A 13,499-nucleotide genomic window follows, 5' to 3' on the forward strand; every position below is an offset into this window, starting at 1 on the left:
AGTAAACTAGAGTAAAAACGTTGCAACATTATGCCTTTTAATAAATTTTAAAATGATTGTAAGATAACCTAACGGCAACCACAAATACTTTAATTATGTAGACTGCGGTTTATCAGGTGTTTTAATTAAGTTACTCGCGATAATTGCAAATATACAATATGCGCTAAAATACCAAAAACCCTCACCAAATTGTGCATTCATAACAAGTAGCTCACCACTTTTACCATGAGCGTTACCTGCTAGGTAAGTCACTATTAATGCAATAACAAATACATCAACCATGCTCCACTTACTTAATGCACAAATAACCAGACCGAGCTTTTGCTTCAACCCATTCAAAGGTAGGCAACAATAAAGCAATTGTAATAGCAGCTTCAAGCTTGGAATAACAATAGAAAACAACCCCACTAAAGCAGCTACAAATAAATTATTATTGCTAGAAAGCTCTTGAACTGTGCCTAAAATACTTTGTGTTTTGTTATAGGCGCTAATCTCGCCCTCTAACTTATCAAGCCCTAGCATATTCGAGAACATCATTAGCATGCTACGAGTCCGACCATCACCCTCTTCAGCAAGCATTTCAATGCCCGCTTGCGCTAATTTTGATTTATCTATGTTGCCCTCTATTGTTAATACTGGTTTTGTAATACCAGGAAACAATAAACAAAGAGCAACCACTACACTTATAACCGACAACCAATTACGCATATTTATTCTGCTATTGCCTCAATAATGTCATCACTGTATAAAACAGCATCCAATAAAAAATTAAATATATCGCCAATATGCAGCTCTGAGTTTATGTTGGCCAAATGGACCATAGCTTCATCTATATTATCTAATTCAAACTCTTTTATAAGCGATAAACAGTTCCCTAAGATGCCGCTCTCTAATAGTAACGCATCAGATATTGCAGCATCTAAAGTAAACTCTTTAACTATATCTTTTAATTCAGCATCTAAAATAGCATCAAGCACCGAGAACAAACCCACCAGATACCCTTGCTCGGTCAACTCTTTATTATTTTGCTCCAATATTAGCGACATAAATTGAGCCCGCGTTAAAGCAAGCTTAGTTAATTCGGTTGGTTTTTCGAGCCCTAACTCACTAATTGCTAATACGCGAACAAATTGTCTTATTGTGTCCTCACCTAAATAAATAACCGCTTGTGAAATAGACGTAATGACTAAATTTGCTTTGCCTGAACGCGCGTTAGCTAGCTTTAAAACCCTCGCTGTTATGGCGACATCTCTGGCCACTCGTTGATGAACTTCTTTAAAGCAAAGTGTTTCTTTTGCTGTAAAACGCAATAGATCAAAAACGGTTAGCTTTGAAGGCTCTACACCTTTATACGTAATCATTTCTGGGCGAGAAAAAAAGAACCCCTGAAATAAATCGCAGCCAGCCAATTTTAATACATTAAATTGTTCATGCGTCTCTATTCGTTCAACAATTATTTTTGCATGTGGATTTGCGCGTTTTATTTTTTTAATGCGCATATTGGTTTTAATAACCGGATCATCTATCTCAATTTTTATGTAATCAACATGTGCTAACAGTGGCTCCCATTTTGGATCGCCATCGTAATCATCAAGTGCAAAAACATAGCCTTCTTTTTTAAGTTCTTGCACACGCTCAGCCACCGCAGGAATATTACCCGTGCGCTCCACTATTTCAATAACACTATTTTCTGGCAATAAAAGTTTGGGGAAGTTATCGAGAATAGTTTCTGATGACAAGTTTATAAAAGCTAAATGATGTGCGGTAAGTCTATCTAAACCAACCAACATTAAAGCATTAAAAAATAGGCGGCTTGTCGCATGGACATCTGAAGTGCCTACAGGAAACGCATTATTGGCTGAGTCTCTATAAAGCAATTCGTACGAGAAAACATTCTGGTCTATATCAAAAATAGGTTGCCGCGCAACAAACTGAGTTATTTTTTGTACTTCATCAGATATGTTATGTAATTTCACTTGGCTCTAAACCTATAAATAAAAGATGGCAAAACAGCCAATAATATGTGTACTTTAATGCAACACGCATAAGATAAATATAGTCGTCATTGCAAAAACGTTAAAATTACACAACACTAATATAAAATATTAATATAAAAGGTAGAGATTTGACTAACTTTATTCGGTTATTAGTACTGAGCCCTCTGCTATTTGTATTTTTTAGCTATGCCAGCATTAATCCTACTCCCCTCAAATATAATGTTAGCGCGTCAGGGAGTCATTATCCATATTATACAAATGATCCAGAAAAGCCTGGCATATTACCCGAAATTATTGAAAAAGTACTCGATGATGCCAATATTGCAGCTTCTCATATCGACCTACCTACAAAGCGTATTACCAAATATTTACAAGATGAAATAATCGATTTTGATGTTATTTCATTAGAATGGCTCTCAAAGAGTGAGAGAAATGACCCTCGTTATGTTTTTTCAGAGCCGCTTATTTATGCCACAGAAATGATTGTTACCTTGCCTAAAAATGCCCAGCATTGGCAAAGCGCTGATAGCTTGAAGGGTAAAAATATAGGAACGGTACTAGGTTACTATTACTTTAATGACAACACCTTTGAGCGTGTTGACTTTCCATCCGAAAAAGAACTTATGACAGCCCTATCAAGAAACCGTGTAGAAGCTGCACTAGTAGGTAAGTTAACTGCGCTCTATTGGGCAAAGCAGTTAGGGATAAACATTGCCTTTGGCGCACAGCATTCCCATGGTTTTTTAAGAATTCGCTTATTGAGCAAACACAAAGAATTATTGCCCCAGATAAACCTAGCAATTAAAAACCTTCACGCTCAAGGATATATAAAAACTATTGAAGATAAGTATATGAGTAATATACCCACACAAAATTAAGGGACTAATGGCGCAGAGCTCGTGTTTTGGAGTACAATAGCAGCAAATGTTAACTCGACCAGAATCAGAAAGAGCCCCATGAGTATTGAAAAAGCCTTAATCGAACGTAGTAATAATCAATGTGAATTGTGTGCAGCCACCGAGAACTTATCTGTTTATGAAGTACCACCGGTAACTGAAACCCACTCAGATAAATGTATTTACACGTGTCAAACATGTAAAGATCAAATCGAGAATAACAGCGAAATAACGCCTACGCATTGGCACTGTTTAAACGATAGCATGTGGAGCCAAACTCCTGCAGTACAAGTTGTAGCTTACAGAATGCTTTCGCGTTTAGCGCCTGATAATGGCTGGGCACAAGATGCGCTAGACATGATTTACCTTGAAGAAGATACGCTAACGTGGGCTAAAAAAGCACTTGCTGAAGATGACGATTTAAAGCATGTAGATAGCAACGGTGTAGTACTTCAAGCAGGCGATACTGTTACCCTAATTAAAGACTTAGACGTTAAAGGTAGTAGCCTTACAGCTAAACGCGGAACAGCTGTTCGTAATATTGGCCTAACCAGCAACCCTGAACATATTGAAGGGCGAGTTGACGGCCAGCGCATAGTTATTTTAACTAAGTTTGTTAAAAAATAATCGTTTGTTTTTAATTATTAAAGGCGCTAATGCGCCTTTTTTTATGTTTAAAATAAGTTAAGGAATGATTAAGTCACTAGGTAATACACTAGGGGGATAATATTGAGTAAGGATAACAAACATGGAAAAGCATCAAGCAGTACATTCACGTAAAAAAGCACTTACAGGACTTAGTTTATTAGCACTAAGCGCTTTTGCTATAACCGGTTGTGATCAACAAACAAAGCCGACTGACAATACAAAGCAAGCAAAATCAATATCGACTCTAACTACCCAAGTTAGCTATAAAGATCGCAGTATGCTTCGCCCCGGTTCACAGTTAATCGTTACGCTTTCGGATGTATCTAAAATGGATGTAAAAGCAGATATAATAACCCAAGAAGTGATTGATATAACCCAAGCCCCACCATTTACTGTAGAGCTAACTTATGATGCCAGTAAAGTTAACGATAAACACCGCTATAGCCTAAACGCCAGAATCATAAATAAAGACAAAGTACTTTACACAAGTACCACAAATAACGACCCATTTAGAGAGTCACAGCTAACTGGCCCTTATAAAATTGAGCTTTCAAAAGTATCCGTTGAAAAGCCAGACGTAACGCTTACAAACACGTACTGGAAAGCAATAACAATCAATGCTCAAACAGTAAATGTTACAACTAAAGAGCCGTTTATTCAGTTCGATAAAGACTACCGTGTTAATGGCTTTTTAGGCTGTAATAATTTTAGCGGAAGTTATAGCACCGAGCAGCACACAATTACACTTAGTCAATTAGCGAGTACAAAAAAGATGTGTTCGGAGAATATGGACCAAGAGGCAGCTATGTCTAACGTACTTAATAATACTTCAAAGTGGGAAATTACAGGCGAGTCACTGAAACTTAAAAACAACAGCGGTAATACGCTTGCTACTTTTAACGCAGTTTATTTTAATTAATATTTAGCTCCCTAATATATGTGTTACCTAACACATTCGTATTGATTTTAAATAAAATGCCCAGCAAAACTGGGCATTTTATCATTCATTGTAAGCACTATTTAAAGCTACTCATCAACGAGTTGTTCACTTCTGTAAAAACCACTTGGCTCACTCAACAAATCAACAAGTTCAGGCATTATTGCATCCATTGTTTGCTTTAGCTTCCATGGAGGGTTAATCACAATCATGCCAGATGCTGTCATGCCGTGTACGTCAGTGTCCGCTTCAGTGCCTAATTCAAATAGCTGAATGTTGCGCATTCCTGAATCAATTAAGCCCTGCTCCATATTATCAATGCGCTCTCTGTCTACTACCGGATACCAAATCATATAAGTACCTGTAGCAAAACGCTGATGAGCTTTAACTAAGGTTTTTACAACCGTTTCGTAGTCATCTTTAATTTCGTACGGAGGGTCAATTAACACACACGCTCTGCGAGATGCTGGTGGTAATAATCCTACTAAGCCGGTAAAGCCATCTTCTCCGCGCACACGAATGGAGCGCTTACCTTGCATATTTTCTTCAAGTAATAATAAATCGCGCGGGTGCAGTTCAAAAAACCAACCCTTATCTTGGCGGCGCAAGTAATGCTCTGCAATTTTTGGTGAACCCGGATAAAATGCAAGTTCGTCAGTGTCGTTAAATGACTTAATTAATTCAATGTACTCATTAAGCTCAGCATGTTCACTTTTATGTTGCCAAAGTTTTTCAATACCATCTTGATACTCTTGCGTTTTTTGCGCATCAGCAGCTGCCAGTTCAAAAAAGCCAGCACCTGAATGCGTGTCTATATAATCAAGCGGTTTATCTTTAATTGTTTGGTAATTTAGTACTTGTGCCAGTACTAAATGTTTAAGTACATCGGCAGGATTACCCGCATGAAATGAGTGTCTGTAACTAAGCATTATTTATTTTCGCCATACGCAATTTAATATCGTAAGTGAACCATAAGCACTAGGCTTTGGCAACTCACACCAAGATAAGAGAGTGTTAAAGTGAACCATTTCTGAATGAAAAAGCTCATATGCTGAATTATCCCTTAACGCAGAAGAAAAATCAGCTAAAACCACCGTAAATGCTGGCAAATCAACACACTTTGCTTTACATTTGCATGACATTAATTACAGTTATATGAGCGCCTTTATGAACAACACTACTCTTCAACAACTCGAACAACTGATCGATTCTTTAATCGAACGTAATAATCAATTACAAACAGATGTTGCTACTTTAAAAGAACAGAACACTAAACTAAGCGATGAAAACGAATTACTACAGCTTGAAGCTTTAGAAAATGAAGAAAAGCAAAAAGATGCCAGCACTACTTTATCTGGTCTTCTTGATAAATTACAAAGCGCACAACAGGCTAGCTAATGTCTGAGCTGCAAAACCAGCGGGTCACTGTTGAGTTGCTAGGTAAAGAGCAGCAATTTGCTTGCCCCGAAGGGCAGGAAGATGCATTAATAGCAGCAGCTAAAAATCTAAATGACTTAGTTGAGCAAATGAAACAACGCTCAACCGTTAGAAACGATCAAAAAGCCCTACTAATGGCAGCATTAAACTTAAGCCACGAATTGCTAGAAGCAAAAACACAGGCTACAGTTGAACAACAGCATCAAGACCAATTGATTGATAAACTCAGTCAGCATTTGGTAAATGACCCCAAACACCAAAAATAAAAAGCGCATACTGCGCTTTTTGTTTATTATTAAAGTAATTAAACCTCAGCGTAGAGATAATAAATGAAGTTAAAACTTTCAAACATAACCTCTTCATGTAAGCACTTACTATTGTCATGCACTTTACTATCAATAGCACCTAGCACCTACGCTGCCGTTATTTGGAATACAATAAACCCTCATATTCAGTTTTTAAAGCAACAAGACAAGCTTCGCTTTTACGACTCTAACCAAGTATTAATTGAAGGCGAAAAATGTGCCCTACTGGTTGATACGAGTGCCAATTTTGCTGCAGTTGAACAACTTGCTGAAGATTTAAAAAAACGCCTTAAAACACCTTTATGCTATTTGGTTGCCACGCATTACCATGACGATCACTTGCTCGGTATGGCGGTTATGCAAAATTTTTATCCTGATGCCAAGCTCGTTGTTCATCAGCAAGTAAATAAAAATTTTAGCCTTTACCAAACAGCATATACCGACAAACTAGACACCTATGAAAAGAGCATTGAGCTGAGCTACCAACGATTAGCGAATGTACCCAAAGAAGAGCAACCTAAATGGCGTGATAAGTTAAAGCTTGCAAAAAAGCGACTTTTTCGCTGGCAGGAGTATCAGCTTAGCAAACCCGAAATAGTCATTAATAGTCGTAAAATTATCGACCTTGGTGGTTTTGAGGTAACGCTTGAGCCGCAGCAAGCCCATACTAACGGTGATTTAACTATTACTACTAATAATGGCAGTGTGCTGATTGGTGGCGATATCGTTGACTGGCTTCCTTACCCTGGACACGGTGAACTTAAAAGTTGGCAAACGTTGCTTAAGCAATATATTAACGACGAAAAGCTCACTATTATTATACCTGGCCACGGCGGCACATTAACAAAAGAGCAGCTGAAACAGCCACTATCATTTTTAACAGCCATAACAGAGCACGTTAAAAACAATAAAGATCAAAGTATTGAGCAGTTAATGCTATCGTTTCCTGAATCAGTTATTGAGCCTTATAAACAAGAAGCGCTTAATATAAAATCGAGCAACTTCTTTTTACAAGCTGGCCTAAATCGCACAAAAAGCGCAGAATAACTCAACACAACGGATTGTGTTAAAATAATAAAAGGAATTTACAAAAGTGATCACTATGCGCAGTTTGGTTTTATGTTGTTTGGGTATTTTGTTATTTGGTTGTCAATCAACGGAGCAAGAACCACAAGACGCTCCACAAATATTTACTCATTTTGAGCCTGACTATACTTATGATATTGACGAGGAAGTAGCTCAAACGCCTCAAGTTAATGAGCCAGTTACGCCACTTCAATTCAAAAAAACAATCGTAAAAAAGCGCCCACCAAAAACCACCGATCTGTGGGTGCATATAGCCAATAATCTACACTTTACGATTTATCAAAATCGCGCTTTAAAAAAGCGTATCAGCTGGTATGCAAAGCAACCTAACTACTTACAAACGGTGAGCAAACGCGCAGCGCCTTACCTGTATCACATCGTAAAAAAAATTGAGCAAAAGCAATTACCTATGGAGCTCGCATTACTACCATTTGTAGAAAGCGATTTTAGACCAACAATAGCCTCATCACAGCAAGCTGTTGGTGTTTGGCAGTTAGTTGGCGCAACGGCGCATCACTTTGGTGTTAAGTCAGACCAATGGTATGACGGGCGCCAAGACGTACTTGCTTCAACCGATGCTGCACTTGATTACTTAAGTTACTTACATAAACGCTTTGATGGTAATTGGCTACATGCTTTGGCCGCTTATAATAGTGGTGAAGGGCGTGTTAAACGTGCAATCGAAAAAAACAAAAAACGCGGTAAAAGCACCGATTACTGGTCGCTCAGTCTGCCAAAAGAAACTGCTGACTATGTACCCAAATTACTCGCTTTAAGTTATTTAGTTAAACATCCACAAAAGGGCATTAAACGCCCAAAGCTAGCATATAAACCATTTACAACACAGATGAACATAGGCCAGCAGTTCGACTTTTCAGTCATTGCCAAGCTCTCTGGTATAGGTTCAAAGCAGTTACATGCTATTAATCAGGGATATTTAAAAAATCAAAGCTCACCTAACGGGCCGCATACTTTACTGCTGCCTATAGGGCAAGAAGCATTATTAAAAAGTCAGTTCTTCAAATCAAACTTTGCTGGAGAGTACATCGTTAAACAAAACGATACGCTTTACAGTATCGCCAGACGTTTTAGTATGTCTGTAAAAGCTTTGAAACAACTTAATAATAAAAATAATAATTTAATAGGTGTTGGAGAAAAGTTATTAGTTGGGCAACCTAAAACTCTGCCAAGCACATTAACTGTTGATTACAAAATCAGCCCTTATTTAGAACACCAAGAGATTGCGATTCCCACCATTGAAATAGATTACGAAGTTAAGTCAGGCGATAGCCTTTGGAGTATAAGTCAGCTTTACGATGTACCTCATAGCGACTTGGCAAAATGGAACAAACTCTCTGCATCGAGCATTTTAAAGCCTGGCACTCAATTAGTACTGTTTATACCACAGGCTGAAAAGCAAAAAGTAGCACCAATAAAAAAAGATTTACTGCTAGATTTACAAAAAACACTAAATCAGCCACGTTAAGTTTATAAACAAGTATATTTCGCGTAAAATTGCGCCCTAACATAGTTATTATATGAAGAGACAAGCATGCAAATTAGCAAAAATTCAGCAGTTGAATTTCATTACACCCTTAGCGAAGCGGGCGAACAAATTGAAAGTAGCACAAACGAAGCGCCACTTACTTATATTCATGGCAGCGAAGGCATGCTTCCTGGTTTAGAAAAAGCACTTGAAGGCAAAGAAGCTGGCGAAAAATTTAGTGTAACTCTAGAGCCAAGTGAATCGTACGGCGAGCGTGTTGATGACTTAATTCAACGTATTCCGCTTAAGCACCTACAAGGCGACGTTAAAGTGTGGAAACCAGGTATGACAGCAATGGTTAGCTCTAACCAAGGTCGTCATCAGGTTACTATTGTTAAGGTTGGTCGTTTTAACGCAGATTGTGATTTAAACCACCCATTTGCGGGCAAAACACTCACGTTTGACGTTGAAGTTGTATCTGTACGTGAAGCGACAAGTGAAGAAGTTTCTCACGGACATGTGCACGCTGAAGGCGGCTGCGGTCACTCTCACTAGTTAGCAATAAAGGAAGTAAGTATGTCTAAAGTTGCAGTAGTTACAGGTGGTACAAAAGGAATTGGTCTAGCCGTTGTAAAGCGTTTGCTAAGTAATGGCTATAAAGTACATAACCTTGATATAGAGCCAAGCGAAACTGGTATATTTCATCAGTGTGATGTAAGTGATGTATCGGCGGTACAAAGCTGCATCAACGCTATCTGTGAACAAAGTAAACGTATTGATGTACTTGTTTCTAATGCTGGAAAACACTTAAGCGCAAATATAGAAAGCACCGACGAGCAAACTCTCGATGCACTTTTTGCGCTTAATGTTAAAGGCGCGTATGCCGCAGTACAAAGCGTATTGCCAAGCATGAAAGCGCAAAATAGCGGCGCTATTATATTAGTCGCATCCGATCAAGCAATTATAGGTAAGCAAAACTCTTTTGCGTATAACCTAACAAAACATGCCCTTGCCTCAATGGCCAAAACAACGGCGCTTGATTACGCGAGCTTTAATATTAGAGTAAATGCAGTATGCCCTGGCACAATAGAAACCCCGCTATTTCATAACGCGATAGATGCGTACTGCGCAAAAAGTGGCGCAAACAAAGCAGAAATAGTTGCCGAGGAAGCAAGTCTTCAACCGCTTAACCGATTAGGTCAAGCCGATGAGGTTGCTGCCCTTGTGAGCTTTTTAGCAAGTGACGATGCCAGTTTTATAACAGGCAGCCTACAAAGTATTGATGGCGGCTATACAGCCCAATGAGCATGCAAATTATTGACCCTCATGTGCATTTTTTTAATCTTGCCGAGGGGCAATATACTTGGCTACAAGGCGAAAACCCACCAGCATGGCCTAACCTAGAAAAAATTAAACAACCAATAAGTGCAAAGCAACTTGTTAAAAGTACTGATTTTGAACTTGCGGGTATTGTGCACATTGAGGCTGGGTTTGATAATCAATCACCTATAAACGAGTTAAACTGGCTAAGCTCGCATTTAAAAAACCTTTCATTTAAGGCTATTAGTTACAACCAAATTGATGCGCCCGCAGAGCAATTTAATCACGCGCTAAATGCACTGGCTCATTCAAGCCTTTGTGGTATAAGAGATATAACCGAAGAAGATGATGCAGTGAGACTAAAAAGCCCTCATTGTATTAATAACCTTAATTTATTGGCTACAAATAAACTGCATTTTGAAGCTCAATTTGATATTGAAAATAGCGAAATAACCAAACAAATAGCTTACTACGCTAAGCAGCTACCGCAGCTTCAAATTATAATTAATCATGCAGGACTGCCAAGTAATTTAAATGACTGGCAACAAGGTGCTGAGTTACTTGCTCAGCACGACAACATAGCAATTAAATTCTCTGGTTTTGAATTACTTAGGCTCACCAGTGAGCAACAAGCCGCGTGTTTTAATTTTCTTTTTAATCACTTTGGCCAGCAGCGTATTATGTTTGCTAGCAACTTCCCTGTGTGCCAAATAAATACAAGCTACAACAACCTATGGCACTGCCATAAGGCGTTATGCTCAAACGATAAGACATGGCATGACCTTAGCTATGCAAACGCTAAGCACTACTACCAAGTTTAAGTAAAACTAGTTATATTAAACTCTCTTTTTATAATAATACGGCCAATTTATGAAAATGTACTTTTTACTAATCGTTGTATTTTCTGCGTTTTTTCTCAATGGCTGCATATCTCAAAATCCAGATCCGACACCTAAGCTGCAACATGCTCTACTGGCAAAGCCAAATAAAACAGCCGTTAGCAAAGCAATTAAAACACTTGTACATATACAAGAAACTCAATTAGCTGAGAATGTATTTACTACCAGCAGCACAGTAACCCTTAGCAATGTGGATGGTAATAATATTATCGACACGCAAAGTCGCAATACACCCGATCAGTTTGAATTGATGATTAAAGGCAAGCAATGCTATATACGCCACCTTGATAGTAAAGCCACTATTGAGCTTAAAGACGTAGAATGTAGAATTAACGAGTTATAACAAGCTAAAACTTTACCAAACAAGTAAAAGCCGGTAAGTGACTAATCACTTACCGGCTTTTTAATGCATGACCTAAAGTTAGGTTAAAAGGCTATTATTTTATTTCTACGCGTTGAGACCGCATAACAATCTCATCATTTAATTCAATACCCAAGCCTGGCTCTTCTGACACTTCAAAGAAACCATTTTTAGGTTGTGGGTCTTGTAAACATAACTCGCGGTTCCACTTTTTAATCGCATAAGTGTGGTGCTCATGAATCAAAAAGTTAGGGATAGCCGTTTCTAAGTGCAGTGATGCTGCTGTTGCAACAGGCCCGCCACATACGTGAGCCTGAATACGCACATCAAAAATATCTGCGTAATCACATACTTTTTTAGTTTCGGTAAAGCCACCACATAAACCAATATCAGGTTGCAGAACATCAATACTTTGATCTTCTAAATACGGGCGCACACCCCAGCGATTATACAAACGTTCACCACCAGCAATTGGCACATTAACTTTATCTGCTACTTTTGCATGTAATGAGTGGTTTAGGTAGTTAACTGGCTCTTCAAAGTACATACAGTCAAATTCTTCTGCAATTTCACCCAACTGAATGGCTGTTGTCACGCCTGGTAAACTGTGGCATTCAAAAATAATGTCTACTTCGTCGCCTACTGCTTCGCGAATAGCTTGCATGCGCGCACGGTATAGCTTCATTTCGGTACGTGAAATTATCTTTGTACGATCGTAATAAGTATTGCCGTCTTTATCGTACTGAATTGGATCTACTTTTACTGCATCGTAACCTTCGGCCATCGCCTTTAAAGCCGCTTCGGCATATTCTTGCGGTTGTACTAGCGCTTTAAATTCGCTATCCCAGTCAAACTGTAATTGCGATGCGTAAGTGCGTAGTTTGTCGTTAACTTTACCGCCTAATAACTGGTATACAGGTAAACCAAGCGCTTTACCTTTTATATCCCAAAGTGCGGTATCAATTGCGCTCATTGCAGCATATACAACAGGTCCGCCGCCTAAACCCCAAAAGCTTTCACGTAACATACGTGACCATAGTTTTTCTGTTTGAAATGGGTCGTGGCCGATTAAAAAGGCATCGGCCATTTCTTTAATCATAGCCGCTGCAGCACTGTGACCTAAATCGTATGCAAGGCCCGCTTCGCCAACACCACTAATACCTTCGTCAGTATGAATTCGTACAAACACAGGTGTCCAAGAAGGTCTATCAGGACAGTGAATATCAAATACTTCAACGCGATTTACTTTCATTAAAATTCCTTATTAACCGCTATGGGTTATTTTGCAAAACTAGGGTCAAGTCGATACGCTTTACGTAACATTGCAGGCCACGCAAGTTGCCCGCCGGTGCTGCCACTGTGTACTACGTTTGCTTGATTATAAATATTGTCGATTATAGGTTGCGGTACTTCAATCACCTCTTGCGAGCTTGATTGTAGCGCTAGTTGAATTTCACACGCTCGCTGTAAATCATAAAAGCGCATAAACGCATCGCCTACCGTTGGGCCTACTGTTAAGCCACCGTGATTTACCAATAACATATGGTTAGTGCTGCCCAAATCATCTTGCAGCACTTTTCGCTCGTCGTCGTTTACTGCAAGCCCTTCGTAGCCATGATAAGAAAGCGATGGCATTGAAAACATTGAATATTGGCTAAGCGGTAATAAACCATTTTTTTGTGTAGCGACTGCGATTGTTTCTTTGGTATGAAGGTGAATAACACAATGAGCGTCTTCGCGTACCTCGTGAATCGCACTGTGAATAGTAAAACCAGCTGGATTAATACTAAATGGCGTATCGTCAATAATGTTGCCGTCTAAGTCGACCTTTACTAAATTAGAGGCTGTTACTTCATCAAAGGTTAAACCAAACGCATTCACTAAGTAGTGGTCGGTGCCAGGCAAACGTGCTGATAAATGCGTATAGATTAAATCCCCCCAACGAAAGTGCTCTACCAGTCTATAACACGCGGCTAAATCAACACGAAGTTGCCACTCTTGTGCTGATACTTTATTTTTTAAATCGAGTTGGGGTAAATCAAACATAATGAGCCTTATAAAAACGTACATTATTAACCTGTACGAACAGATGTTTAGAAGTCTAAAGCAGTCTCTATTTTATAGCAA

16 protein-coding genes are annotated in these 13,499 nt (G+C 38.9%); 11 read left to right on the top strand and 5 right to left on the bottom strand.

Annotation, left to right across the window (positions count from 1 at the left end):
• Positions 1-93: 93 nt before the first annotated feature.
• Positions 94-708: a paraquat-inducible protein A gene (locus tag H5088_RS04105; RefSeq protein WP_182695511.1), complete on the bottom strand. Its 615-nt coding sequence runs from the start codon at positions 706-708 to the stop codon at positions 94-96.
• A 2-nt stretch (positions 709-710) separates the two neighbouring features.
• On the bottom strand, positions 711-1,976 hold the full coding sequence (locus H5088_RS04110; RefSeq protein WP_182752247.1) for an EAL domain-containing protein: 1,266 nt from the start codon (positions 1,974-1,976) through the stop codon (positions 711-713).
• Positions 1,977-2,125: 149 nt separating this feature from the next.
• Here H5088_RS04110 and H5088_RS04115 point away from each other — a divergent pair, with 149 nt between their 5' ends.
• The 3 genes from H5088_RS04115 to H5088_RS04125 all read left to right on the top strand — a co-directional run bounded on the left by H5088_RS04115 (position 2,126) and on the right by H5088_RS04125 (position 4,460).
• The gene (locus H5088_RS04115; protein ID WP_024595823.1) at positions 2,126-2,875 is read left to right on the top strand and encodes an ABC transporter substrate-binding protein; all 750 of its coding nucleotides are present in this window, start codon (positions 2,126-2,128) and stop codon (positions 2,873-2,875) included.
• Between the two features lie 78 nt (positions 2,876-2,953).
• Entirely contained in the window at positions 2,954-3,520 is a 567-nt protein-coding gene (locus H5088_RS04120) for a PhnA domain-containing protein (protein ID WP_007586451.1), read from the top strand.
• A 121-nt stretch (positions 3,521-3,641) separates the two neighbouring features.
• On the top strand, positions 3,642-4,460 hold the full coding sequence (locus tag H5088_RS04125) for an META domain-containing protein (RefSeq protein ID WP_182752248.1): 819 nt from the start codon (positions 3,642-3,644) through the stop codon (positions 4,458-4,460).
• Positions 4,461-4,567: 107 nt separating this feature from the next.
• Here H5088_RS04125 and H5088_RS04130 read toward each other — a convergent pair whose 3' ends face one another.
• The gene (locus H5088_RS04130) at positions 4,568-5,407 is read right to left on the bottom strand and encodes a 23S rRNA (adenine(2030)-N(6))-methyltransferase RlmJ (RefSeq protein WP_182671457.1); all 840 of its coding nucleotides are present in this window, start codon (positions 5,405-5,407) and stop codon (positions 4,568-4,570) included.
• A gap of 238 nt (positions 5,408-5,645) precedes the next feature.
• Between H5088_RS04130 and zapB the strand changes: the two genes are divergently transcribed.
• The 8 genes from zapB to H5088_RS04170 all read left to right on the top strand — a co-directional run bounded on the left by zapB (position 5,646) and on the right by H5088_RS04170 (position 11,354).
• Positions 5,646-5,876, top strand: coding sequence for a cell division protein ZapB (gene zapB, locus H5088_RS04135; protein ID WP_002957855.1), 231 nt, complete (start codon positions 5,646-5,648; stop codon positions 5,874-5,876).
• Positions 5,876-6,181 (top strand): cell division protein ZapA, encoded by a 306-nt coding sequence (locus tag H5088_RS04140; RefSeq protein WP_182752249.1) that lies wholly within the window; start codon positions 5,876-5,878, stop codon positions 6,179-6,181. The genes zapB and H5088_RS04140 overlap by 1 nt, the downstream gene beginning before the upstream one ends.
• A gap of 63 nt (positions 6,182-6,244) precedes the next feature.
• Positions 6,245-7,267, top strand: coding sequence for an MBL fold metallo-hydrolase (locus H5088_RS04145; RefSeq protein WP_182752250.1), 1,023 nt, complete (start codon positions 6,245-6,247; stop codon positions 7,265-7,267).
• Between the two features lie 55 nt (positions 7,268-7,322).
• Positions 7,323-8,792: a LysM peptidoglycan-binding domain-containing protein gene (locus H5088_RS04150; RefSeq protein ID WP_182752251.1), complete on the top strand. Its 1,470-nt coding sequence runs from the start codon at positions 7,323-7,325 to the stop codon at positions 8,790-8,792.
• Between the two features lie 66 nt (positions 8,793-8,858).
• A complete protein-coding gene (locus H5088_RS04155) occupies positions 8,859-9,347 on the top strand; it encodes a peptidylprolyl isomerase (protein WP_002957860.1) in 489 nt (162 codons plus the stop codon).
• Positions 9,348-9,368: 21 nt separating this feature from the next.
• Positions 9,369-10,097 carry an SDR family NAD(P)-dependent oxidoreductase gene (locus H5088_RS04160; RefSeq protein ID WP_024595817.1) on the top strand — a complete coding sequence of 243 codons (729 nt, stop codon included), beginning with the start codon at positions 9,369-9,371 and terminating at the stop codon, positions 10,095-10,097.
• On the top strand, positions 10,094-10,933 hold the full coding sequence (locus tag H5088_RS04165; protein WP_182693288.1) for an amidohydrolase: 840 nt from the start codon (positions 10,094-10,096) through the stop codon (positions 10,931-10,933). Before H5088_RS04160 ends, H5088_RS04165 begins: the two co-directional genes overlap by 4 nt.
• Before the next feature lie 49 nt (positions 10,934-10,982).
• A complete protein-coding gene (locus H5088_RS04170) occupies positions 10,983-11,354 on the top strand; it encodes a hypothetical protein (RefSeq protein ID WP_024595815.1) in 372 nt (123 codons plus the stop codon).
• Positions 11,355-11,448: 94 nt separating this feature from the next.
• On the opposite strand, the gene H5088_RS04175 is transcribed toward H5088_RS04170, so the two are convergent.
• Together H5088_RS04175 and H5088_RS04180 are read right to left on the bottom strand one after the other, a co-directional pair.
• Positions 11,449-12,624 carry a mandelate racemase/muconate lactonizing enzyme family protein gene (locus tag H5088_RS04175; protein ID WP_007375956.1) on the bottom strand — a complete coding sequence of 392 codons (1,176 nt, stop codon included), beginning with the start codon at positions 12,622-12,624 and terminating at the stop codon, positions 11,449-11,451.
• Positions 12,625-12,650: 26 nt separating this feature from the next.
• Positions 12,651-13,418: a class II aldolase/adducin family protein gene (locus tag H5088_RS04180; RefSeq protein ID WP_182724381.1), complete on the bottom strand. Its 768-nt coding sequence runs from the start codon at positions 13,416-13,418 to the stop codon at positions 12,651-12,653.
• Between the last annotated feature and the right edge of the window lie 81 nt (positions 13,419-13,499).

The organism is Pseudoalteromonas sp. SR43-3, assembly GCF_014163875.1.
Classification (GTDB): Bacteria; Pseudomonadota; Gammaproteobacteria; order Enterobacterales; family Alteromonadaceae; genus Pseudoalteromonas; species Pseudoalteromonas distincta.